This is a genomic window from Bradyrhizobium sp. 61, from assembly GCF_023073075.1.
GTDB lineage: Bacteria > Pseudomonadota > Alphaproteobacteria > Rhizobiales > Xanthobacteraceae > Bradyrhizobium > Bradyrhizobium barranii.
Genome location: NZ_JADPIU010000064.1, coordinates 212434 through 234812 on the forward strand (window position 1 = coordinate 212434; position 22379 = coordinate 234812).

Genomic DNA, 22379 nt, shown 5'->3' on the forward strand with positions numbered 1-22379 from the left:
CGTGACGCAAAATCCCGTTCGCATCGAAGCTGACTATCTGATCGAAACGCCTGAAGATCCGCGTCTTGCCGCGGAAACCATGGCGGGCGAGCAGTCGAGCGGCACGTTCGTCGCGGTGCCCGGCGAAACGCCGGAGCTGAAAGCGCGTGCGGCCGCCCGAGTCGAGAGCATCGAGTTGCTTGATGCAATCTCCGCGCCGTCGCTCCCGGTCGCCCGCCCGATCAACCCAGATGGCCCCTGGAATCGCGCGCGCGTGACGTTGTCATGGCCGCTCGATAATATCGGCGCGTCACTGCCAAATCTCGTCACGGCGATCGCCGGCAATCTCTGGGAGTTGCGCCAGCTGACCGGCCTGCGGCTGCTCGACCTGCGCCTGCCGCTCGCGTTTGCCGCCGCCTATCCCGGACCGAAGTTCGGCGTCGCCGGCACGCGCGCGCTGACCGGCGTCAGCGGCCGTCCTCTGATCGGCACCATCATCAAGCCGAGCATCGGGCTCAGCCCGGCCGAGACGGCCTCTCTCGTCGCGACGCTCTGCGAGGCCGGCATCGACTTCATCAAGGACGACGAGCTGCAATCGGACGGCGCCTATTGTCCGTTCGACGCGCGCGTGCGCGCCGTGATGCGCGTCGTCAACGACCACGCTGATCGAACCGGCAAGAAGGTCATGATCGCCTTCAATCTGACCGACGAGATCGACCAGATGCGCCGCCGGCATGATCTGGTGCTCAACGAGGGCGGCACGTGTGTGATGGCGAGCATCAACTCGGTCGGGCTCACAGGCATGGTCGAGCTCGGCCGCCACACGCAGCTTCCCGTTCATGCGCATCGCAACGGCTGGGGCGCGCTGAATCGTCATCCCGCGCTCGGCTGGGATTATACGGCGTGGCACAAGATCTGGCGGCTGGCCGGCGCCGACCACATGCACGTCAACGGCATCGGCAACAAGTTCAGCGAGACCGATGACAGCGTGGTCACATCCGCAAAGGCGGCGCTGACGCCGATGTTCGCGCACAAGCCGTGCATCGCGATGCCCGTGTTCTCCTCGGGCCAGACGCCGGCTCAGGCCGCGCCGACCTGGCGCGCACTCGGCTCGACAGATCTGATCTTCGCAGCAGGCGGCGGCATTCTCGCCCATCCCGATGGACCGGCCGCCGGCGTTGCCGATTTGCGCGCAGCATGGGACGCCGCGATGGCGAGTCCGCAGCCGTGAGCGGCGCGTCCGCCCTGCCCGACGGTCCACTCGTTGCCTTCTATGGCGACGATTACACTGGCTCGTCCGCGGCGATGGAGGCCCTCACCTTCGCGGGCCTGCCGACAATCCTGTTCCTGGAGACTCCGACGCCCGAACGTCTCGCTTCTATCGGGCAGTACCGCGGCGTCGGCATCGCCGGCACGGCGCGCGCGAAGGATCCGGCCTGGATGGAGCAAAACCTTCCGTCGGCCTTTGCGGTGCTCGCAGGTATCGGCGCGCCGATCGCACACTACAAGGTGTGCTCGACCTTCGACTCCTCGCCGCAGATCGGCTCGATCGGTCGGGCGATCGACCTCGCGGTGCCGCAGCTCGGCGGCGCCTGGCATCCGCTCCTCGTGGGATCGCCGGCGATGGGCCGCTATCAGATGTTCGGCCATCTGTTCGCGGCCGTGAATGGCGTCGGCCATCGTCTCGACCGGCACCCGACCATGTCGCGTCATCCGGTGACGCCCATGGACGAGTCCGATCTCGGCCGGCATCTTGCAAAACAGACGGCGCGATCGATCGGACTGATCGACTTCGTCACCATGGCCAATGGCGGCGCGGATCTGGCGCTGATGCGCGCGAGGGGCGCCGGCAGCGAGATCATCTCGCTCGACGTGCTCGATCAGCCATCCCTGATCGAAGCCGGCCGCCTGATCTGGGAATATCGCGGCGAACGCCTCTTTGTCGCCGGCTCGCAAGGCGTCGAGCAGGCCCTGGTCGCCTATTGGCGGTCGGCGGGCCTGATTGCCGACAGCAAGCCTGATCTGCGCCTTGCCGGCGTCGAGCGCATCGCCTGCGTCTCCGGCTCCTGCTCGCCCGTCACCGCCGCGCAGATCGCCCATGCCGCGGACAACGGCTTCGATATCGAGCGGCTCGATGCCACACGCGCCGTCGACGCGGCCGAATGGACCAGGGAGATCGGCCGCGCTGCCGAACGTGCGCTCGCAGCACTCGCATCGGGACGCGATGCGCTCCTGATCACCGCAAGTGGGCCCGACGATCCAGCCATCGGTGCGCTCAACGCGGCCATCAAGGCGAGCGGCGCAACGGCGAGCGCAGTGAACGAGCGCATCGGCGCGGGGCTCGGCCAGGCGCTGGACTCCATTCTGGAAACCGCGCGGCTCCCGCGCGCCGTGGTCGCCGGCGGCGACACGTCCGGCCATGCGCTGCAGGCGATGGGCATCTATGCCCTGACCGCGATCGCCCCTCTCGCGGAAGGCGCGCCACTCAACCGCGCATCATCGGATCGCGCGCATGCGAACATCGAGATCGCGCTCAAGGGCGGACAGGTCGGCGGGATCGATCTGTTCTGCCGGGCGAGGGACGGCGGTTAGCCGTCACCGCAAGGCGGTCGTGATCTGGCCGACATTGGCCGTGAACCGCGGCTTCAACGGACCGGCGGGATCAGGGCGCGCAGGATGTCGGGCTTCCAGGCCTGACGGGCGCTGTCAAAGGCCGCGAAATCATGGTCGAACTGCCAATAGGCCCAGGCCCAGCCACGTCTGTCGGCGCTTCGCGCCACGAACGACAGGTATCTCTGGCGACTCTCGGATGGAGCCCGTTCGTATACCCCGAACTCGCCGAGATAAATCGGGCGCTTCTCTCGCTCCGACCACCGGCTGACCTTCTCGAAATCAGAGGCCGCCCTGGCTTCGTCGTCCGGACTGCCCCAATCCAGCGGCCCGATGCGCGCGAACGTCTCAGACCATGGCGCACCCTGATGCGTGAAGCGTATCGGCGCGTAATAATGAAAGGTGACGATGAGATTCCTGTCGCCGGCGGGGAGAGCCAGATCGTCGATGGGAATCTCGTCTGTGTTGAGAACGGCAGCAATGACCCGCCGCTCGGGGTTGGTGCGGCGGATGATGCCGATACAATCGTTGAGGAGCGAATTCCAGCTGGCGGACGTCATCTGTCCCCCCGGCTCGTTCAAGACCTCGAAGACGAGCCCGGGATATCTTCCGGCATAGCGCTCCGCGATCTGCCGCCAGAATGCCCTGAGCTTCTCGCCGCATTCGGATACATCACGCTGACAGACATGCGTGTCGTGCTCGTCGACGATGGGAACGAGGTTCCTGGCGAGGATTTCCTCGATGACGGCATCAAGCCTTCTCAGCACGGCCTCATCCAGCACATTCCCGCGATCCATGAACTTGAAGCCGAAGAAATTGATCCTGACGTGCGAGAATCCGGCCTTTCTGATCGCCGTCAAATTGTCCAGACGGAACGGCGCGTTCTGGCCGCCCTCCCAGATTCCGTCGTAACCGAGAATGTTGATCCCGCGCCCCAACCTTGCTGCATCACGAAGCACGACCTGCCCGGCGCCATGGGCGTCGGAGCAGAGCGATGCGAAGACGAAAGCCGCTGCGGCAAGATTGAAGCGTCTCGACCAGCGAGCGCGGGGGGCGGTCATCCTGCTTCCATTCCGTAAGGGTTAGAAATCGGTCTCCGGCACCGGCCTGCACGTTGCAAGAAGGAACGCCACCAGGAGCACCGACGTGAACATGGTCGAGCGAAGGAACGTCGTCTCGGTGAAATTGGTCTGAAAGCTGAGGGCGACAAATCCGATGATGAGGGCACAGTGCGCCCGGTGGATCGATCGTGCAGAAATCAAATAGAGAACCTTGTTCGAAAACAGAAGAACACTCGCGGCGAAAAGCGCGTAGCCCAGAAACCCCGTTTCCATCAGAATCGCGATATAGCCGCTATGATAGTTGTCGAGCACCCAACCGTGGTTCTGCTCGAAATAATCGTAGATCGACGGGATCGTCCAGAAGCCGTTGATGCCGAAGCCGAGCAGCGGCGCATCGTCGAAATGGCTTATCGCGTAGTGCCAGATGAAGGTCCGCTCGGTGAAATTAACGGTCGCATCGCCAATGTGGATGGCGTCGTATCCTGTCGCGTAAAAATAGACGATCAGGAGGCCGGCCATAACGCACATGGCGAACGGCAGGATCGCATAGAGCCTCATGCAGCCGACCGACCACATCGACGTCACGAGCAGCGCACAAGCCGCCAGGGCGACAGCACCGGCGCCGCGCGATTCCGACGCGAGGACGCAGGTCGACGCCAGCAGGAACGCGACGAGGAACGCCAGCCACCCCTGCCCCGTCATCTTCCGGTAGCAGGAGAAGAACATCAGATACGCGCCGACAAAGCCCAGCGTCTGCTTCGATTCATAGACGCCCTGCCATTGACCATTGTGCATCCAGCTATGGTCTATCCCGATATCGGGCACGGCGAGTGCGCAAAGCGCCGATGCGGCGACCAATATGAAGAGCCCGGAGGATGTCGCCTTCACGACATCGTCGATATCGATCCGCGTGATCATGCAGAACGCGCCAAACGTCGTCATTGCAAGAGCGGCGCTCTTCATGATGGCTGCGGCATTCAGAGTGGTCCACAACACCGAGACGACCGCCAGCGTGTAGAATGCGAGGAGCGCGATCAGATCGGGGTTGAACGCCAGCTGCAGACGCGGGCGCACGAATGCGCTTGCGTAGATCAGGACGCTCCACATCAGCAGAGCGACCGCCTGTTGCAGATAAGTCAGTCCCGCCGGCAGTATCGCCGTATTGAATGTCCCCATCGACGCGACGACATTGACGGTGATCGATACGCAGATGGCGAGCCTGGCGATCTTCTCGACGCCGGCACTGCGCGTCTTCCAGATCGCGCTCGTGAGTGCCTCGGAGTCTCTCTCGGTCTGCAGGATGGTCATGCGGTGACTTTCCCTTAAGCTTGGTTAATTATCTACTACTGCGGGTTGATCTCCCGGGCCCCGGCACCACGAAATCTCGAAACTTCGGGGATTGATAACGATACGGCCCCTGCTCGATGCGTTAATGCAAATCGCACCCCGATGGTGCCTCGGCCGTCACGACCCTGCTATACAAGCGCGGGATCCGGCTCGATCGACTTCTCCGGGTTATCTGGTTTCCGTGGTCACGCATGAATAAGCCGAGCAATACATTCGATATCGCCATCGAGCAGGCGTTCGACTTCCTGTCTCCGGAATACGGAGCGCTGTTCGACAGCTCTGCGGCGACCGCGTTTCAGCATCCGCTCTGGCTGGACAGCCTCTACGCCAGGCTCGCATCCCATGCAGGCGCGACGCCGCTGGTCGTCGTGGTTCGCCGCCGTACAACGGGGGCACTGGCGATGGTGCTGCCCCTGCTCCGAATCCGCCGCGGCCCGATCCGCACCATCGAATTCGCCGATCTGCGCGTATCCGACTATCTGGCGCCGGTCTGCAGTTCCGAGGTGTTTGCCAGCGTGCTGGAGGACGAAGCGGCCTGCGCGGAGATCAGGCGCCTCGTCCGCCCGTTCGACCTGCTCCGCATGACCAAGCTGCCCGACGGACGTCTTCCGATCGAGAGCTTACTCGGCGCGCCACGCCGGGTCTCGATGGAGACGAACGCCTACGCGACCGTTCTCGTCGCCCCGTTCGAGCAATGGCGCGCCAGCGCGCTGGATCGCTCCTATCAGAAGGAGCTCGCCAAGAAATATCGCCAGCTCCAGAAGAAGGGAGCATTGAGCTTCTCATGCTGCGACGACAGCGCCTCGATCTCCGAGGCGATGGACGCGATGAAGCAATATCGCGGCCCGCGCTTTCACGCCCAGGGCGACGGCGACCTGCTCCAGCGCCCCGAATATTACAGCTTCTATTCTGACGTGGCGGCCCGCGGTCTCGGCTCGTTCGTCCGGCTCTACGCCATGAAGATGGACGGCGGCGTGATCGCCGCCGTGCTCGGACTGTGCCATCGCGACAGCTTCCTCGTCATCATGAGCGCCTTCGATATCGACGGGTACAAGAGCCAATCCCTGGGCTCTCTGATGTTCGAGCAAGTGGCGCGGGATTGCATCGAGCGCGGCGCTCAGATGCTCGACTTCACGATTGGCGACGAGCCGTACAAGAAATTGTTCGGCGGCCAGCCTTCGCCGATGTGGATGGTCACGCAGGCCGGCAGCACCGCGGGCGCCATCAGCCTGTTCGCGCTGAAGCAGGCTCCCTGGCTCAAACTGGCGGCCAAGCGGCTGTCGGATTTCAGGCTCCTGCCGGCCCGCACCCCAACGCCCACGCGCTAACTGAAGCGCAAGCGAGGGAGCTCAGGCGCGGAGCGCGCCGCGGACGCGTCCGAGCCAGCCCGGATGCATCTGATCGACACGATGCGTGAGACTGCGCCGCAGGAAGTGCAAGCGGCGCCGCACATCCCATTCGATATCGTTGCGGGATGTCAGGGCCTGACGGAAGCGCGCCATTTTCAGCGACCGCTGGTCTGCCGCGAGCTTGTCGGGATCGGAATAGAATTGCGAGATCTTCTCCGTGCCCATGCCGGCGCTTGCGAGCCAGCGCGGCGCGTACTCCGTGCAAAGGCGATCGACGTCCACCAGGAGGCGGGCGACGCCCGTGCCGGCGGCGGGACAATTGGTCTGGAACGCATCGCCGATGAGGACGATTCCGGGCTGAAGGTGTCCCTCCACCACGGTCAGATCCATCACCCAGTTCTGCACCTTGTCGGTCACGTGGAAATCGCCGAGGTAAGGCCGCAGTCCCGGCAGCAGCCGCAGGACGGTCGCTTCCGGTTCTCGGCGCAGCTCGCGCATGATCGGATCGGTCGGGTCGCGGAACATGAACAGATTGGCCCGCATGCCTGATGGCACCGGGAACAGGCTGAGATAGTCGATGCCGTCAGCGGTACGCTCGCCGTAACAGGTCAGCGCCTCGAAATCGAACGGCGTGCCATCGCGGCGCGCGATCGTGAAGCCGAACGACACCGAATGGCGCTCGGCCAGCACGCGCCGCTTGATGCCGAGCTTGTAGCCGAGAGCTCCCGCCATGCCTGTGGCGAGCACGACGAGCCGCGCGTCCAGGCGTCGTCCCGACGCAAGCTCGATATGCTGGACATCGTCGCTGGGGCTGATTGCGGTGACTTCGTCGACGATCAGATTGGACGGATCAGGCAGCTGGCTGCGCGCCATGGCGACGAGGCCGGCATAGGAAAACCCGTAAGCCTGGCCGACGCTGACATCGACGACCTTGCCTTCCCGGATATTGAGCACCCGGTCATACCGGCAGGCGACGTTCTCGAGCGCATGGAGGAAGCCCAGCTTGCGGAACATCTCGAGCTGATGGCCACCGAGCTTCTCGACCCGGAATTCGTCCGGATGCACTGCGCGCTTGTCGACGAGTGCGACGCGATGCCCCGCCCGCGCAAGCACGGACGCGGCGAGCGATCCCGCAAGGCCGCCACCGACGATCGCAATGTCTGCGACGATCGCCGCGGTCGCAGCTACAGCGCTCGGCTCGGTCACGGGTCTATCCGTCGTCATGGTTTAGGGCTCCACGGTTAACGGTGGTTCCATGTGCAATTCCCTCGCCTGATGTCGTATCGCAGAGCCAAACGCGATCATTTCCGGCGATTGAGGTTAACGGGTCGCCGGACTCATCCGTCCCGGCACGCGCCTTGCTCAGAACGACCTCGAAATGCTGCTGTCTCGTGAGACCAAGCGTCCGAATTCGTTCCAGAGAGGCCATTCCAATGCTCGAACAGCCGCAAGCCGGCCGGCTTCGCCCCGCACCTAGCACCGGCACGACATCGCGCCGCTTTTCGGTCGAGCCGGTGCCCGCTCAATCTGGCACATCACGGACGCGGCTGTTCCGCAGTGAAGCAGCGGCGTACGACCTTCGTCGACGACAGACGACGGGACCTGAAGACCGCGCATTAACACTCGCATTTTTCCGGCATGCTAGGCTCTCGCCGTACTTGCAACGCCCATCTTCGGGGAACGCTCAGCATCTTCGATGATCGATTCCATTGTTCAATTTCTGCGGCGTGACGTCACGCGCGGTGTCGTCGGGACCATCCTCCTGAAGGTTGGCAGCGGCGCGCTCGCGTTTGCGTTGTTCTCGCTGGCCGCGCGAACGATGACACCCGACGGATTCGGTATCTTTGCGACCTGGCTTTCGGTTGCCCAGATCGCCGCAGTCGTAGGACTGGTCGGTCAGGAAGCATTGCTGGTGCGGTTCCTGAACGAGTATGAGGTCGGCGACAGGCCCGACCTCACCAAGGGCCTCCTGCTCTCCAGCTTCAGGATTTCCGCCATCGCGATGCTGATCGCGATCGCCGCAGTTGCGTTGGTTGCGCACTTCAGAGGGGATTTGTGGCTGCTGATCCTCGCCGTCTCGGCCTACACCGCCGTGAGTGCCGGATTGATGCTCGGCAGCCAGATCGCGCGCTCGCTGGTCAGCATTATCATGGGCGAAGGCAACCGCGAGTTCTTCTGGCGGGTTTTCGTCGTCCTGTTTCTGCTCGCCATGCTGTTCGGGCATCGGCAGCTCGATCCCGCCGAGCTGATCGCCGCAATGACGATTGCGATGTCGGTGGGCCTCGTCGCACAGATAATTGCGATCGTACGGGCGCTGCCGGATTTGCGCGCCACAGCAGCGAATTCCGAAGCAACGCGCTGGCGATCGAGCGCGCTGCATTTCTGGCTAGCGTCCATCCTTGAAGTCGCGAACCAGTATTTCGACGTCATTCTGGTCTACTGGATGCTGGATCCGGCGACCGCCGGCATCTACTTCGCGGCGTCACGCCTCGCCAACATCTTCGCCATGCTCTCCGCCGCGCTGTACTCGTTCGGCGCGCGCCGACTTCCTTCGCTCTACTTCAGCAAAAATCACCGGGAATTCGAGCGGACGCTGCAGCTCATGGCGGAAGTGACTGCGCTTTGCGTGGTCGCAGGCCTCGCCATGATCTGGATCGGCGGCCCCTATCTCCTCAACCTGTTCGGGCCTCATTTCACCGAGCAGCACTCGGTGCTGATCGTGCTCGCGATCGGAACGGCCATCCAGGCCGCGGGCGGCCCGTCGGCGGCGATCCTGCAGTTGACCGGCCATGAACGCATCTACGTCCCCGTCGTCGCCGCAAATGTCGCATTGAGACTGGTCGGATTCCTGGTCCTGATCCCCTGGCTCGGCGTGCTTGGCGCGGCGATTGCGGCCACCGTGTCGCTGGCGCTCACGACCATCGCGCTCAATATCTTGTGCCGGCGGCGAACCGGGGTCGATCCTTCGGTTCTCGTGCTGTTGCGCTTCTCGGCGTGGCGACGCGGCCGCTATGCGGTTCGCGGCGCCGACTCCGCCGAATAGGCGTCAACCGTACGATCGGCCTGGTTGATCCGCGACGGCGCGCGCGCGTCCCGTTGGTTAACGCGCTCGCTGCGCACCATCCGGGAACCAGCAGAATTCCCGCGAGAACGCGGCAATCGGCGGCTCGCGCATTAACTCCGTTTGTTGCTAGTCGGTGTCTGCCCGATGCCTGCATGATAGGTACGGGGTTAAGAAGGTGAAGATTTCGTTTCTTTAGCGGTCGGGATCCGTGCTCCACTACCAGCCGAACAAGGAATTGGGCGAGACGACCGCGACAGAACTGGCGCGGCTGAACGGCAGCGAACGAAAGCTGCACGTCCTTCTCGTACAGACCCAGGCCGAGAACGCGGGCGCGCAGGAGATCTCCAGGCTTCTCGGCGCCGGCCTCGCCGCGCGCGGCCATCGCGTCTCCAACCTGTTTTTCTTCCGCAAATCGGATTCGTTCGACGAGCCGCCCGAGACGTTCTATTGCGCATCGCGCCGGCCGGGCAATCCGGTTGCGCTGCTGCGGATGCTGTGGACGCTTGGCGGTCATATCAGAACCACGCGGCCCGACGCGGTCTTGACCTTCCAGCATTTCGGCAACGTCATCGGCGCGGGCGTGACGCGCCTCGTCAGCCGCGCCCCTGTCGTCGCCAACCAGGTTTCATCCGCGCTGTCGATGAGCTGGCCGATCCGCACGGCCGACATCGTCATGGGCAGCGTCGGCTTCTTCGACCGCATCACGCTGAACTCGAAGGACATGGAGCGCGAGTATTCGCGCTACCCGCAGGCCTACCGGTCGCGCATGGTGCATGTCCCGCACGGCTTCGAGGACAAGGCCCTCATCCTGCCGAAGGGCGCCGCACGACAGAAATTCAACCTGCCGCCGGACCGCGTCCTGCTCGGCTGCGCGGCGAGGCTGCATCCGCACAAGCGGCTCGATGCAGCGATACGCCTCTTGCCGGATGAACCGTCGTGGCATCTTGCACTCGCCGGCCAGGGTGCCGACGAAGCGCGACTGCGGCAGCTTGCGGACGAGCTGAACGTCTCGGACCGATTGCATCTGCTCGGCGAAATCGCGCCACGCCAGATCGCGGATTTTCTCGCCTGTCTCGACATATTCGTGTTTCCGACGCAGGCCGAGACCTTTGGCCTCGCCGCCGTCGAGGCCGCCAACGCCGGCGTTCCCTCGGTCGTCACCGATCTTCCCGTGCTGCGCGAGGTGCTGTCCTTCGAAGGAAAGCCCACTGCCCTCTTTGTCGATGCTTCAGATCAAGCGAAGCTGTCGGCTGCCGTCTCCAGACTTCTGACCGACCAAGCACTGAGCGACGAACTGCAAAAGAACGCCAAAGGCCTGAGGTTGCGCTATTCGGTCGATGCGATGGTTGAGGAATACGTTCAAATCCTCAATCGGGTCGTCTAAGCCGATGCGTTGGAATAGGTTGGCTCGACATGATCATCGAGTTTCGCTGCGAACGTGACCATGCGCGGCGGTGGATGCACCGCCAGACGCTGTCGATCGACGGCCGGGACGTTCCGGTTCAAATCGCGTTGACTGCAACGGCGGAGCCACGGCCCGCGGGGCTCGACGCCCTGTTCGAACTCGAGCGCATGGTGCTGCGTAAAGGCAGGCACAGCGGCGCCGACGGGCTGAAGATCGATCCGGAACAGACGCAGGCTCGCACCGGCACGGCCGACGTGATCGTCGATTTCACGAGCGCCGCGCGCGATCCGGACTGTTCGGCCCGGCTGTATCTCCGCCCGTTGTTCAACGGAACTTCGGGTGAAAACGCGGCACTCGCGGCGATTCTCGCCGGCGACCTGCCCGTCATCGAGATCGTCAACGAGGTCGACGGTGCGGTGCTCGATCGCGGCCATCCCTCCGCAGAAATCGCGGCCGGTTTGAGCGGTGGGCTCGAGACGGTCATGGCGCGAACCCTGACCATGGTGGCGGCCATCCTGTCGGGACGGCCGCGTATCGTGCCTCAGCTGGCACGCCGGGCCCGAGCCGGCAACGGCCGGCCACCGGCGGCCTATGTCGTGCGCGGCCTCGCCGTGTCGATCGCCAAGGAGATCTACCGCCTCTGCTGCTATGCCCCGCATTGGCATGTCGGATGGCGCTTCAATGATGGCGCGGGTGTGTGGCAGACGGGAGATCTCTCCGGGCCTGGCTGGAACGTTCTCGCCGATCCCGGAAACCATTTCTACGCCGATCCCTTCCCGATCACATGGCAGGGACGAACATTCGTCTACTTCGAAGATCTCGATCATCGGGTTGGAAAAGGCATCATTTCGGCGGTCGAGTTCGGCGACGCCGGCCCGGTCGGCGAGGTCGTGCCTGTGCTGGAGGAGCCCTGGCACCTGTCCTATCCGTTCCTGATCGAGGACAATGGCGAGTTGTGGATGATCCCGGAGAGCTCGCTCCACGGGGACGTCGCGCTCTACAGATGCGTTCGGTTTCCGGACAAATGGGAGCGACACGCCACGCTGCTCTCAGGCCTCGAACTGGCCGATGTGACCATCACGCAGCACAACGGTCTGAACTATTTGTTCGGAGCCTGGCGAGACGGAACCGGCGGCTATTCGGATTCGCTTGCGATCTATTGCGCCGAGCACCTGCTCGGCCCCTGGTTGCCCCATGCCAGCAACCCGGTCCTGATCGATCGCGCAAGTGCGCGACCCGCGGGGAATTTCGTCACCATGGATGGCAAATTGTGGAGGCCGGTGCAGGATTGCGCCGACGGATATGGCGCCGCACTCGGCCTCGCGGAAGTGGTCGAACTGTCTCCGACGACGTTCAAGCAGGTCGTCCGCCACTCCCTCAGACCCGGACCGGCATGGCCCGGCAGAAAGCTGCACACGCTGAACCGCTGCGGCCGGCTCGAGGTGATCGACGGATCGCGTGTTCAACCCAAGACCCGCGCCTTCGCAAGCAAATTTCCATCGGTCGTCTTGTCGCCGCGAACCAGTCCCCGCACCGCCTGTTAGCGCGTGGCACGACGGACGGCGTGGATCACAACGCCGCCCGTCGTCTCGTGTTTCGACCGCTCCCGCAGGAGGCGGCGTTCTACTGAGAACGATCCGAGGTCCAGCCCTTGTACTCGGCGACGTTGTCCCGGGTCACGAGCTTCGAGGGCAGGAGCTCGACGGTCGAGGCCGGCTTCTGGCCATTGAGAATGCCGACGCCCACCTGCACCGCGCGCCGCGCCATGAAGAACGGGTCCTGCGAAGCGGAAGCCTGGACCTGCGGCGCTGCCGGATCCTTCAGTGCGGCCTCGATGTCGGGCGCGCCATCGACCGCGGTGATGACGATGCCGCTGCGGCCTTGCTGGCGCGCCGCGAGATCGGTGCCGATCGCCTGCGGATCGTTGATGGCGAAGATGGCGTCGATCTTGGAAAAGCGCGTCAGATAGCCCTGCGCGATGGTGAGACCGCCTTCACGCGAGCCTTTGCCGTCCTGGTCGCTGGACAACACCTTGATCCCGGGATTCTTCGAGAGAACGTTCTTGCAGCCGACGACGCGGTCGATCACGGCCGAGACCTGCGGCCCGTTCTCGATGATGACGTCGCCCTTGCCCCCTAGCTTGTCGACGATGTACTGGCATGAGATCTCGCCGGCCTGCACGTTGTTCGTGGTTATGGTAGCGTCGGCGCCTTCGGCCGCGGTGTCGACCGCGACGACCACGATGCCCGCCGCCTGCGCCTTCTTGATCGCCGGCCCGATCGCCTTGGGATCGCCGGGGTTCAACAGGATCAGGTCGACGCCGGCGGCAATGAAATTGTCGATCTGGGTGACCTGCTTGCCGAGGTCGTATTCGAAGCCGACCGTCGTGATCTTCACATTGGGGTTGGTCTTCCTGGCCTCGAACTCGGCGCCCTTCGACAGCGCGACGAAGAACGGATTACCCATCGACCCCAGCGAGACGCCAATCGACTTGAGTTCCTTGGCGAAGGATGGCGCGGTGCTTAGGGCAAGCGCCATCGCGGCGCCGGCGAGCGTGATCGTCTTCAACATTGGCTTCCTCCCTGGTCTGTATTCTTACCCGGCACGGCAGACCAGTTGCCGCAGCGGAACCTCGCATCACACCATGCGCACTCAGGTGCGCGCCGAACCCTTTCAGGTTCTGGCGGAGCCTTGCAGCCGATAGCGGTCCAGCGCCACGGCGCCGATGATCACCAGGCCCTTGATCACATATTGCCAGATGTCCGAGACGCCGACGAGGATCAGGCCGTTCGACAGGACGGCGATGATCAGCGCGCCGACCAGCGTGCCCCAGATCGAGCCGATGCCGCCGACGAACGACGTGCCGCCCAGGATCACGGCGGTGATCGCATCGAGCTCGTAGGACTGACCGAGCTGGAGACCGTTGGCCGCATAGAGCCGCGCCGCCTGCATGGCGCCGCCGAGCCCGGCGAAGAGTCCCGAGACGCCGTAGACGAAGATCAGCACGGCCCAGACCTTGATGCCGGCAAGCCGCGCCGCGCTTTCATTGCCGCCCACCGCATAGATGTGCACGCCGAGCACGGTCCGGCGCAGCACCAGCCACGAGACGAGGATGACGAGCAAGGCGATCACCGAGAGCCACGGGATCGACGCGACGCCGGGAACGAGCGTCAGCGAGCCGTTGCCGATGAAGGCATAGGGTATGGAAGGATTGAAGACGGTGGTATCGGCCCCGAGCAGTCGCGCCAGGCCGCGTACGGCGGTGAGAGAGCCGAGCGTGACGATGAAAGGCGGCAGGCGGAGGAGTGCAATCAGTGCGCCGTTGATGACGCCGAAGCCGAGGCCGGTGAGCAGCGCGGCCGGCAGCCACAGCATCCCGAGCTCCGGCAGCTTGGAGAGCGTCAACCCGGCCATCGCGGACGCCGCCAGGATCGAGCCGACCGAGAGGTCGATGCCGCCGGTGAGGATGACGAAGGTCATGCCTGCTGCAAGCACGGTGTTCACTGCGGCCTGCTGCAGCACGATGCCGAGATTTTGTCCGGTGAAGAAGCGGCCCTCCGATAGAAAATGGAAGCCGCCGCACAAGATCAACAACACCGGCAGCATGCCGGCGGCGCGGATCAGAAGCCTTATGCGCTGACGCTTCGTCTCTTGCGCGGCCGCGAGGCCCGCGGCGGCGGCGGCGTCCGTCTTTGAAGAGCCGTCATGCATCGAGTTGCTCCATCCCCGTGGCGAGCGCCATGATGTCTTCCTGGTTCAGGGGCGACGTCGCGCCACGCTCGATTTCACCGGCGATATGCCCCGCCCGCATGACGACGACGCGGTCGCAGATGCCGATGATTTCGGGCAGATCGGACGAGATGACGAGGATCGCGGTGCCGGATTTGGCAAGATTGTCGATGATCGAATAGATCTCGGACTTGGCGCCGACATCCACGCCGCGCGTCGGCTCATCGAGGATCAGGACCTTTGGCGTGGTCGCAAGCAGGCGCGACAGCAGCACCTTCTGCTGGTTGCCGCCGGACAATGCGCCGACGGTGACGTTGATATCGGCGGCACGAATGCCGAGCGCTGCGAACGCCCTGTTGGCACGGTCGCGGGCCTTGTCGCGATCGAGGATGTAACCGATCCGGGCATCCCGGCCGAGCACCGCGAGGTTGATGTTGTCCAGGCACGACATGTCCAGGAACAGGCCGAGCGCCTTGCGGTCCTCGGTCAGATAGGCGACGCCGATGTCGAGCGCCTCACCCGGCGTGCGGATGTCGACCGGGCGTCCTTCCAGCTCGACACGGCCGGAGGTCCTGGGCGCCGCGCCAATGATGAGATGCGCAAGCTCGGTGCGACCCGCGCCGATCAGGCCGGCGAGGCCGACCACCTCGCCCGCATGCACGGTCAGCGAGCAGCCCTTGACGCGCCGGCCATCGGCCATGTCGATCGCTGCGAGCACGGGATGCCCCCGCCCCGCCTCCGGATCATGATCCTTCTTGTAGAACGAGGAGACGTCACGCCCGACCATCAGCCGAACGATGGTGTCGGCGCGGATGTCCTGCTTGTCGAGCGCCCCGACCAGCCGGCCGTCGCGCAGCACGGTGACGCGGTCGCCGAGCGCGTAGACCTCGTCCATGCGATGCGAGATGTAGATGATGGCAAGCCCCTCGGCGCGAAGCTGGCGGATCAGCGCGAACAGCCGCGCGCTCTCGCCGGCCGACAACGCCGTGGTCGGCTCATCCATGATCAGGATTTTTGATCTGACGTGCAGCGCACGCGCGATCTCGACCAGTTGCCGCTGGCCCATGGAAAGGTGCGCCACCAGCGTCGACGGCAGGAAGTCCGCGCCCAGCCGTTTCAGGATGGGGCCGACGCCCTCGCGCATGGCGCCGCGTGCCAGCAAGCCTGCTCGCGATAGCTCCCGGCCGAGATAGATATTCTCGGCAACACTGAGATTGGGAGCCAACGACAGCTCCTGGTAGATGATGGAGATGCCCGCCGCGCGGCCGCCGAGCGGACCTTCGATCCGTACCGGGCTTCCTTCGATCCGGATCTCGCCGCCGGGATCGGGCCTGTAGGCGCCGGACAAGATCTTCATCAAGGTCGACTTTCCGGCGCCGTTCTCACCCATCAGGGCATGAATTTCGCCGGCATAGACGGTGAGATCGACGGAACGCAGCGCCTTGATGCCAAAGAAGGATTTTGAGACCCCACGCATCTCGAGGATCGGATCGTTCATCGTGCCTCCCGACGCACAATGCGTTTCCTACCCGCGTCTCAATCATTCCGTCAGCGCGGTTCACGCATTAAACAAAAGGCCGCGGCGCAGAGCAATACCGAACACACGGGAATGCAACGTCGAGGCGATGCTAGTGGCGCGGCCGATACAGTTCACGCCAGGCGGGAAGCCGCTCGGCATAGGCATCGACCAGTCTTGCGTCGGGTTCGAACGTCTCGATGCGTTGCGGCCGCGTGCATACGGCTGCGATCGCCTCACCGGTGACAGCAAGCCGCCCCAATCTCGCCGCACCGAACGCCGCGCCGGTCTCGCCTCCGGCAAAGCGATGGACCGGAACATTCAGCACGTTTGCCAGCACCGAGAGCCAGAACCGGGACCGTGAACCACCGCCAATGGCGTCGGCTTCCGTGATCGCAATGCCGGCATCCGCGAGCGCGTCGCGGCAATCGGCAAGCGCGAAGGCGACGCCCTCGAGCACCGCCTGCACGATCGACCCGCGATCGGTGCCATGGCTCAAACCATCCAGCATGCCGCGCACGGCGGGGTCATCGTGCGGTGTCCGCTCACCCGCCAGATAAGGCAGGAAGCTCACAGCCGACGGCGCCTGCGGGCGCAATCCAAGCGGCGCCAGCAACTCGGCCTCGGTGGCGCCGAACAGGCGCGCGATCCAGGCCAGGCAGGAGGCGGCCGAGAGGATCGCGCCGGCCTGAATCCACATGCCGGGAATGGCGTGGCAGAACGTGTGCACCGCGCGGTCCGGGTTGGCGGCGATTCTGCTGGTCGGTGCCAACAAGGCGCCCGAGGTTCCCAGCGACACGAACGCGGTTCCCGGCCGGATCGCGCCGATGCCGACGGCGCCTGCCGGATTGTCGCCGGCACCGCCCGCGATCACCGGCTGTCCGGTCATGCCCCAGCGCCGCGCCAACTCGCCGCGAAGCGTGGTCGCGGGCGCGCATCCCTCGACCAGACGCGGCATGTGATCGCGCGACAGGCCGGTCGCCGCCAGTGCTGCGTCCGACCAGTCCCGGCGCGCGGCGTCGAGCCACAGCGATCCCGATGCATCCGAGACGTCCTCGATGGCCTCGCCGCTCAGCACCAGGCGCAGATAGGCCTTCGGCAGCAGAACGAGTTTCGTCGCCGCAAAGATTTCAGGCTCGTGCGCCGCGATCCAGAGCAGCTTCGGCGCGGTGAATCCCGGCATCGCCTTATTGCCCGACGTCGCGCGCAAGGCGGGCCAGCGTCGTTCCAGGACACGACACTCGGCGGCGGAGCGCCCGTCGTTCCAGAGGATGCAGGGCCGCAACGGTCTCGAGCTCGCATCGAGCAGCGTGGCGCCATGCATCTGGCCTGACAGTCCGATGCCTTCGACAGCCGCCAGCTCGCCGGCATGCGTCGCCTTCAAGGCATCGAGCGTGGCGAAGGTTGCATCGATCCATTGCGCGGGGTCCTGCTCGAAATAGCCTGATAGCGGCGAGGCGGTCGTCAACGGCCGGCTCTCGCTTGCAATCACGCGCTGGGCGCCGTCGACGAGAACGGTCTTGACCGCCGAGGTGCCGAGATCGATGCCGAGATACATGGCTGCTACCCGCTCACTTCGTCGCGTCCATCCAGATTCCCGGCTCCGAATGCTCGCGGATGTGGGTGACGAGAAAGTCGGAAAAGGCCCTGATCTTGGCGGGCAGCCCGGCGCGGTTCTGGTAGGCGATGTTCATGGTGAGCAGCGGCAGCTCCCAATCCACCAGCACCGGGACGAGACGGCCCGCCGCGATGTCGCTCTGGACGATGTAGAGCGGTTGGATGAGGATGCCGAGCCCTGCCAGCGCCGCGCCGCGAATGACCTGGCCGTCATTGCTGTCGAGCGTCGGCGTGATGCGGACGGTCTGCGCGCCATGGCTTTTGCGCAGGCGCAGCGAATAGGGATCGTTCGCGAGATTGTAGACCAGCATGTTGTGACGCGCGAGATCGGCGGGCTGCTCCGGCTCACCGGCGCTTGCGAGATAGGAGGGCGCGGCGGCAAGCACGCGCCGCATCTGGCCGATGCGGCGGACGATGATGTTCGAATCCGGCTCCTGCTCGCGCGTCCGGATCGCCACGTCGATGCCGGCCTCGATGAAATCGGGATAGCGGTTGGCGGTCGTGATCTGCATGTTGAGCTTCGGATAGCGCGCGCGGAAGGCCGGCAGCATCGGCGCCAGGTAGATCACCGCGAAGGACAGCGAGCTCGTGACCCGCAGCGTGCCCTGCGGCGACAGCGCGCGATCGCTGACGATGTCCTCGGCCTCCGCCAGTTCGCTCAGGACCCGGCTGGAGCGCTCCAGCAGCTCCTGCCCCGCCTCCGTCAACCACAGCCTGCGTGTGTTGCGCTCGATCAGCCTGACCGCAAGGCGCTCCTCGAGCGCGCTGAGATGGCGGCTCGCCGCCGCATTCGACATGCGCAAGGCCTCGGCGGCTTTTGACAGGCTGCCGAGCTCGGCCGTCTTGGAGAACACCTCCAATTGCAGCAGGCGATCCATTTTTCCACTTTTAGAAAAAGAGACTTACAAATATTGACCTTTATTTCCACATCCCGCAAGTCAAAATGGCCAGAACACAAGCAAGATAGCAGGCGAGGAAACTGGGAAATGTCGGGCCCGATCAGGCACATCGTGATGTGGCGGCTGCGCGGGGAGACGCCCGCGGAGCGCTCAGCGGCCCGTTCCAAGGTCAAGACCCTGTTCGAGGGACTGCGGGGCCGGATTGAGGGCCTCACCCATATCGAGGTCGGCGTCGACGTCAGCGATGTCGATTACGCCTGCGACGTGGTGCTGTTCTCCGAATTTGCCGACCAGGCCGCACTCGCCGCCTATGCCACCCACCCCGAACATTTGCGCGTCCGCGAAGCGCTGGGCGACTTGCGGATCGGGCGCTTCCAGGTCGATTATCCCATCAAAGAGACCGGCGCATGATCGGTTCGTTCACCTTTGAAAACCTGCCCTGCCGCGTCGTGTTCGGCAGCGGAACGCTGGCCTCGGCCAAAGCCGAGGTCGAGCGGCTCGGCGGCAAGCGCGCGCTGGTGCTGACGACGCCGCAGCAGGAGGCGCAAGGCAAGAGCCTCGGCGCAGCCCTCGGCCCGCTCTACGCCGGCATCTTTCCCGGCGCGACCATGCACACCCCGGTCGAGGTCACCGAGCGCGCGCTCGCGGCGATGAAGGCATGCGAGGCCGATTGCGTCGTCTCGCTCGGCGGCGGCTCGACCACCGGCCTTGGCAAGGCGCTGGCCTTGCGCACCGGCGTCAACCAGCTCTGCATTCCCACCACCTATGCCGGCTCGGAGATGACGCCGATCGTCGGCCAGACCGAGAACGGCCTGAAGACCACGGTGCGCGACGCAGCCGTGCTGCCCGAGACCGTGATCTACGATGTCGACCTCACCCTGACGGTGCCGGCGAGCCTGGCTGCGACATCCGGCATCAACGCGATCGCACATGCCGTGGAGGCGCTCTATGCGCGCGACACCAATCCCGTGACATCGCTGATGGCGGAGGAAGGCATCCGCGCGATCGCTCGCGCCCTCCCCGCCATTGCGGCCAAAAGCGATGACCGCGAGGCGCGCACCGAAGCACTCTACGGCGCCTGGCTGTGCGGCGTCTGCCTCGGCACCGTCGGCATGGCGCTGCATCACAAGCTCTGCCACACGCTCGGCGGCACCTTCGATCTGCCGCATGCCGAAACCCACACCATCGTGCTTTCGCATGCGCTGGCCTACAACGCACCGGCGGTGCCCGATGCGATGGCGCGGATCTCGCGCGCGATCGGCGCGGCCGATGCGTCTCAAGGGCTCTACGACCTCGCGAAGCGGCTGGGCGCGAAGCTGGCATTGCGCGACATCGGCATGCCCGAGAGCGGCATCGACAAGGCGGCCGATCTCGCCGTCACCAACGCCTACTGGAACCCGCGCCCGCTCGAGCGCAATGCCATCCGCGAGCTGATCGCCCGCGCCTGGGCCGGCGAGCCGCCTGTTACCATCAAAGCGGCGGCTTGAAGCGATGCGGCGCACGCTGATCAAATCCGCTGTCATCATCAGCATGGATGATGCGATTGGCGACCTCAACACCGGCGATGTGCTGGTCGAAGGCAGCCGCATCCTCGACGTGCGCCCATCGATCGACCTCGGCAGCGGCGCTTCCGAAACCGCGATCGTGGACGGCAACGGCCGGATCGTCATCCCCGGCCTGATCAACGCGCATATGCACACCTGGCAAACCGCGTTGCGCGGCTATGCCGCCAATTGGACGCTGCTGGAATATTTCCGCCGCATGCATGCCGGGCTCGCGACCGTGTTCCGGCCCGACGACATCCACATTGCGACCCTCGTCGGTGCGCTGAACCAGATCAATTGCGGCACCACCACGCTGGTCGACTGGTGCCACAACAATCCGACGCCTGATCATACCGATGCCGCCGTGCGCGGCCTGATCGAGAGCGGCATCCGTGCCGCCTTCTTCCACGGCTCGCCCAAGCCAGAGCCGAAGCCCGGCGAGCCGCATTTCTCCGAGATTCCGCATCCGCGCCGCGAGGTCGAGCGGCTGCTGGCCGGTCCCCTTGCCGACCGCGACGGCCTCGTCACGCTCGGGCTTGCCATTCTCGGTCCGCATTATTCGACGCTCGACGTCGCGATGCACGACTTTCGCCTGGCGCGCGAGCTCAACCTGATCGCATCAATGCATCAGGGCGGCGGTCCGGCCAAGACGCCCGGCGGCTGGGAGAAGCTGATCGAGGCCGGCCTCGTCGGCGCCGGCATCAACATCGTTCATGGCAACGATCTGCCCGACGATCTCCTCGACAAGATGGTCGACCTCGGCGTCTCCTTCTCGGTGACGCCGGAGAACGAGATGATCCAGGGCCACGGTTTTCCGATCACCGGACGGCTGCTCAAGCGCGGCGTTCGCCCGACCATCGGGATCGACCTGGAATCCGTGCTGGCCGGCGACCTCTTCTCCGTCGCCCGCGTCGCGCTGTCGATGCAGCGAGCGCTCGACAATGCGGAGTCGCGTCAAGTGAGCGGCACCATTCCGGCAACGACCACGATCCCCGTCCGCGAGGCGCTGCGCTGGATCACGACCGAAGGCGCCCGCATGCTCGGCCGCGATAGTCAGATCGGCTCGCTGACGCCGGGCAAGCTTGCCGACCTCGTCATTATCAACGCGACCGATCTCAATCTTTTCCCGGTGCACGATCCCGTCGCGACGGTCGTGATGCAGACGAGCCTCGCCAATATCGAGGCTGTGATGATCGGAGGCACCTGGAAGAAGCGGGACGGCCGGCTGCTGGTCGAGGGACTGGAGACGAAGAAGGACCTGCTGGCCCAATCCGGCCGGCGGCTGGTGCAGGACATCGAACGACAGGGACGCGCCGCCTGAAGGCGCCAATGGATGAGATCAATGACCGACGCTTCAAGGAATGTCGCTTTCATCGGGATCGGCAAGATGGGCCTGCCGATGTCGGCGCTCGTCGCCAAGGCCGGCTACGCCGTGACCGCATTCGATCAGAGCGCTGCCCGGATCAACGAGGCGCGTGCGCAAGGCATTTCGATTGCCGCTTCGCCGGCCGAGGCCGTGAGCGGCAAGGCGGCGGTCATCACGTCCCTGCCGGATGACGCTGCCTTGCGCGGCGCGCTGCTCGGCCCCGCTGGTCTGATCGCCGCGATGGCGGCTGGATCTGTTCTGATCGAGACCAGCACCGTGAGCGTCGAGGCCTCCACTGAAGTTGCGGCCGTGGCTCAAGCCCGCGGCATCGCCTATCTGCGTTCGCCGGTCTCCGGCAATGCCAGCATCGTTCACACGGGTGCCCTGACCTGCTTCGTCTCCGGGCCGAAGGACGCCTTCGACAACGCAAAGCCGCTGTTCGCAGCCTTCACCCGCGCCCAGACCTATCTCGGGCCGGCCGAGGAAGCCCGCTACGCAAAGCTCTCGGTCAATCTGATGATCGCGGTCTCGGCGGCGATGATGGCCGAGAGCCTGGCGCTGGCGCGCAAGGGCGGCATCGCCTGGCAGGACATTTTGAAGGTGCTCGACGATAGCGCGGTGGCCTCGCCGATGGTGAAGTACAAGACCGCGCCGCTGCGGACACGCGACTTCGAGTCGACTTTCTCGTGCAAGCAGATGGCCAAGGATCTCGATCTCATCCTCGGCGCCGGCCACGCCGTGGGTGTGCCGCTGCAGCTCGCCGCGCAGGTGCGCGAAACCTATGGCTCACTGGTCGCGCAAGGCGACGGCGACACCGACTTCATCGCGACCGTCAAGCACCTGGAACGTCTGTCCGGGCTTGGCGAACCCAAACTCTGATCGCGGAGACAGCT

Annotated in this window: 18 protein-coding genes; 10 read left to right on the forward strand and 8 right to left on the reverse strand. The window is 64.8% G+C overall.

The features are described 5' to 3' along the window. The first annotated feature begins 1 nt into the window (after window position 1). Entirely contained in the window at window positions 2–1210 is a 1209-nt protein-coding gene (locus IVB46_RS22830) for a ribulose-bisphosphate carboxylase large subunit family protein (RefSeq protein ID WP_247308830.1), read from the forward strand. After that, window positions 1207–2571, forward strand: coding sequence for a four-carbon acid sugar kinase family protein (locus IVB46_RS22835; RefSeq protein ID WP_247308829.1), 1365 nt, complete (start codon window positions 1207–1209; stop codon window positions 2569–2571). The genes IVB46_RS22830 and IVB46_RS22835 overlap by 4 nt, the downstream gene beginning before the upstream one ends. Before the next feature lie 53 nt (window positions 2572–2624). On the opposite strand, the gene IVB46_RS22840 is transcribed toward IVB46_RS22835, so the two are convergent. Both IVB46_RS22840 and IVB46_RS22845 read right to left on the reverse strand, forming a co-directional pair. Continuing rightward, complete coding sequence (locus IVB46_RS22840) at window positions 2625–3650, reverse strand: cellulase family glycosylhydrolase (protein ID WP_247308828.1); 1026 nt, start codon at window positions 3648–3650, stop codon at window positions 2625–2627. Between the two features lie 21 nt (window positions 3651–3671). After that, window positions 3672–4958 (reverse strand): O-antigen ligase family protein, encoded by a 1287-nt coding sequence (locus IVB46_RS22845; RefSeq protein ID WP_247308827.1) that lies wholly within the window; start codon window positions 4956–4958, stop codon window positions 3672–3674. Between the two features lie 230 nt (window positions 4959–5188). Between IVB46_RS22845 and IVB46_RS22850 the strand changes: the two genes are divergently transcribed. Beyond that, entirely contained in the window at window positions 5189–6325 is a 1137-nt protein-coding gene (locus IVB46_RS22850; RefSeq protein ID WP_247308825.1) for a GNAT family N-acetyltransferase, read from the forward strand. Window positions 6326–6346: 21 nt separating this feature from the next. Here the strand turns inward: IVB46_RS22850 and IVB46_RS22855 are convergent, their stop codons facing one another. After that, window positions 6347–7570: an NAD(P)/FAD-dependent oxidoreductase gene (locus IVB46_RS22855; protein ID WP_247308823.1), complete on the reverse strand. Its 1224-nt coding sequence runs from the start codon at window positions 7568–7570 to the stop codon at window positions 6347–6349. 472 nt (window positions 7571–8042) lie between these two features. On the opposite strand from IVB46_RS22855, the gene IVB46_RS22860 reads away from it, so the two are divergent. From IVB46_RS22860 to IVB46_RS22870, 3 genes are all read left to right on the forward strand, one after another. Next, window positions 8043–9389: a polysaccharide biosynthesis C-terminal domain-containing protein gene (locus IVB46_RS22860; RefSeq protein WP_247308820.1), complete on the forward strand. Its 1347-nt coding sequence runs from the start codon at window positions 8043–8045 to the stop codon at window positions 9387–9389. A 229-nt stretch (window positions 9390–9618) separates the two neighbouring features. Further along, entirely contained in the window at window positions 9619–10794 is a 1176-nt protein-coding gene (locus IVB46_RS22865) for a glycosyltransferase family 4 protein (protein WP_247308818.1), read from the forward strand. Between the two features lie 29 nt (window positions 10795–10823). After that, complete coding sequence (locus IVB46_RS22870; RefSeq protein ID WP_247308815.1) at window positions 10824–12359, forward strand: hypothetical protein; 1536 nt, start codon at window positions 10824–10826, stop codon at window positions 12357–12359. Between the two features lie 79 nt (window positions 12360–12438). Here IVB46_RS22870 and IVB46_RS22875 read toward each other — a convergent pair whose 3' ends face one another. From IVB46_RS22875 to IVB46_RS22895, 5 genes are all read right to left on the reverse strand, one after another. After that, window positions 12439–13386, reverse strand: coding sequence for an ABC transporter substrate-binding protein (locus IVB46_RS22875; protein ID WP_135215839.1), 948 nt, complete (start codon window positions 13384–13386; stop codon window positions 12439–12441). A gap of 102 nt (window positions 13387–13488) precedes the next feature. Then, the gene (locus IVB46_RS22880) at window positions 13489–14526 is read right to left on the reverse strand and encodes a ribose ABC transporter permease (protein WP_071915415.1); all 1038 of its coding nucleotides are present in this window, start codon (window positions 14524–14526) and stop codon (window positions 13489–13491) included. Further along, window positions 14519–16042 carry a sugar ABC transporter ATP-binding protein gene (locus IVB46_RS22885; RefSeq protein ID WP_028155725.1) on the reverse strand — a complete coding sequence of 508 codons (1524 nt, stop codon included), beginning with the start codon at window positions 16040–16042 and terminating at the stop codon, window positions 14519–14521. Before IVB46_RS22885 ends, IVB46_RS22880 begins: the two co-directional genes overlap by 8 nt. A gap of 130 nt (window positions 16043–16172) precedes the next feature. Beyond that, entirely contained in the window at window positions 16173–17618 is a 1446-nt protein-coding gene (xylB, locus tag IVB46_RS22890; protein WP_247343517.1) for a xylulokinase, read from the reverse strand. A gap of 13 nt (window positions 17619–17631) precedes the next feature. Continuing rightward, window positions 17632–18555, reverse strand: coding sequence for a LysR family transcriptional regulator (locus IVB46_RS22895; protein WP_028147172.1), 924 nt, complete (start codon window positions 18553–18555; stop codon window positions 17632–17634). Between the two features lie 108 nt (window positions 18556–18663). Between IVB46_RS22895 and IVB46_RS22900 the strand changes: the two genes are divergently transcribed. The 4 genes from IVB46_RS22900 to IVB46_RS22915 are packed head-to-tail and all read left to right on the forward strand — an operon-like array spanning window position 18664 to window position 22365. Beyond that, window positions 18664–18987, forward strand: coding sequence for a Dabb family protein (locus IVB46_RS22900; protein ID WP_028147171.1), 324 nt, complete (start codon window positions 18664–18666; stop codon window positions 18985–18987). After that, window positions 18984–20063, forward strand: a complete 1080-nt coding sequence (locus IVB46_RS22905; RefSeq protein ID WP_247343520.1) for a maleylacetate reductase — start codon at window positions 18984–18986, stop codon at window positions 20061–20063. The genes IVB46_RS22900 and IVB46_RS22905 overlap by 4 nt, the downstream gene beginning before the upstream one ends. A gap of 4 nt (window positions 20064–20067) precedes the next feature. Further along, window positions 20068–21441, forward strand: a complete 1374-nt coding sequence (locus IVB46_RS22910; RefSeq protein ID WP_247308811.1) for an amidohydrolase family protein — start codon at window positions 20068–20070, stop codon at window positions 21439–21441. A 21-nt stretch (window positions 21442–21462) separates the two neighbouring features. Continuing rightward, a complete protein-coding gene (locus IVB46_RS22915; protein WP_247343523.1) occupies window positions 21463–22365 on the forward strand; it encodes an NAD(P)-dependent oxidoreductase in 903 nt (300 codons plus the stop codon). Window positions 22366–22379 lie beyond the last annotated feature (14 nt).

What these genes read in the sequence shown, in the direction of transcription:
- IVB46_RS22840 (WP_247308828.1), bottom strand. Translation starts at nt 3,650, where the DNA reads ATGACCGCCCCCCGCGCTCGCTGGTCGAGACGCTTCAATCTTGCCGCA.
- IVB46_RS22845 (WP_247308827.1), bottom strand. Translation starts at nt 4,958, where the DNA reads ATGACCATCCTGCAGACCGAGAGAGACTCCGAGGCACTCACGAGCGCG.
- IVB46_RS22850 (WP_247308825.1), top strand. Translation starts at nt 5,189, where the DNA reads ATGAATAAGCCGAGCAATACATTCGATATCGCCATCGAGCAGGCGTTC.
- IVB46_RS22855 (WP_247308823.1), bottom strand. Translation starts at nt 7,570, where the DNA reads ATGACGACGGATAGACCCGTGACCGAGCCGAGCGCTGTAGCTGCGACC.
- IVB46_RS22860 (WP_247308820.1), top strand. Translation starts at nt 8,043, where the DNA reads ATGATCGATTCCATTGTTCAATTTCTGCGGCGTGACGTCACGCGCGGT.
- IVB46_RS22870 (WP_247308815.1), top strand. Translation starts at nt 10,824, where the DNA reads ATGATCATCGAGTTTCGCTGCGAACGTGACCATGCGCGGCGGTGGATG.
- IVB46_RS22875 (WP_135215839.1), bottom strand. Translation starts at nt 13,386, where the DNA reads ATGTTGAAGACGATCACGCTCGCCGGCGCCGCGATGGCGCTTGCCCTA.
- IVB46_RS22880 (WP_071915415.1), bottom strand. Translation starts at nt 14,526, where the DNA reads ATGCATGACGGCTCTTCAAAGACGGACGCCGCCGCCGCCGCGGGCCTC.
- IVB46_RS22885 (WP_028155725.1), bottom strand. Translation starts at nt 16,042, where the DNA reads ATGAACGATCCGATCCTCGAGATGCGTGGGGTCTCAAAATCCTTCTTT.
- xylB (WP_247343517.1), bottom strand. Translation starts at nt 17,618, where the DNA reads ATGTATCTCGGCATCGATCTCGGCACCTCGGCGGTCAAGACCGTTCTC.
- IVB46_RS22895 (WP_028147172.1), bottom strand. Translation starts at nt 18,555, where the DNA reads ATGGATCGCCTGCTGCAATTGGAGGTGTTCTCCAAGACGGCCGAGCTC.
- IVB46_RS22900 (WP_028147171.1), top strand. Translation starts at nt 18,664, where the DNA reads ATGTCGGGCCCGATCAGGCACATCGTGATGTGGCGGCTGCGCGGGGAG.
- IVB46_RS22905 (WP_247343520.1), top strand. Translation starts at nt 18,984, where the DNA reads ATGATCGGTTCGTTCACCTTTGAAAACCTGCCCTGCCGCGTCGTGTTC.
- IVB46_RS22910 (WP_247308811.1), top strand. Translation starts at nt 20,068, where the DNA reads ATGCGGCGCACGCTGATCAAATCCGCTGTCATCATCAGCATGGATGAT.
- IVB46_RS22915 (WP_247343523.1), top strand. Translation starts at nt 21,463, where the DNA reads ATGACCGACGCTTCAAGGAATGTCGCTTTCATCGGGATCGGCAAGATG.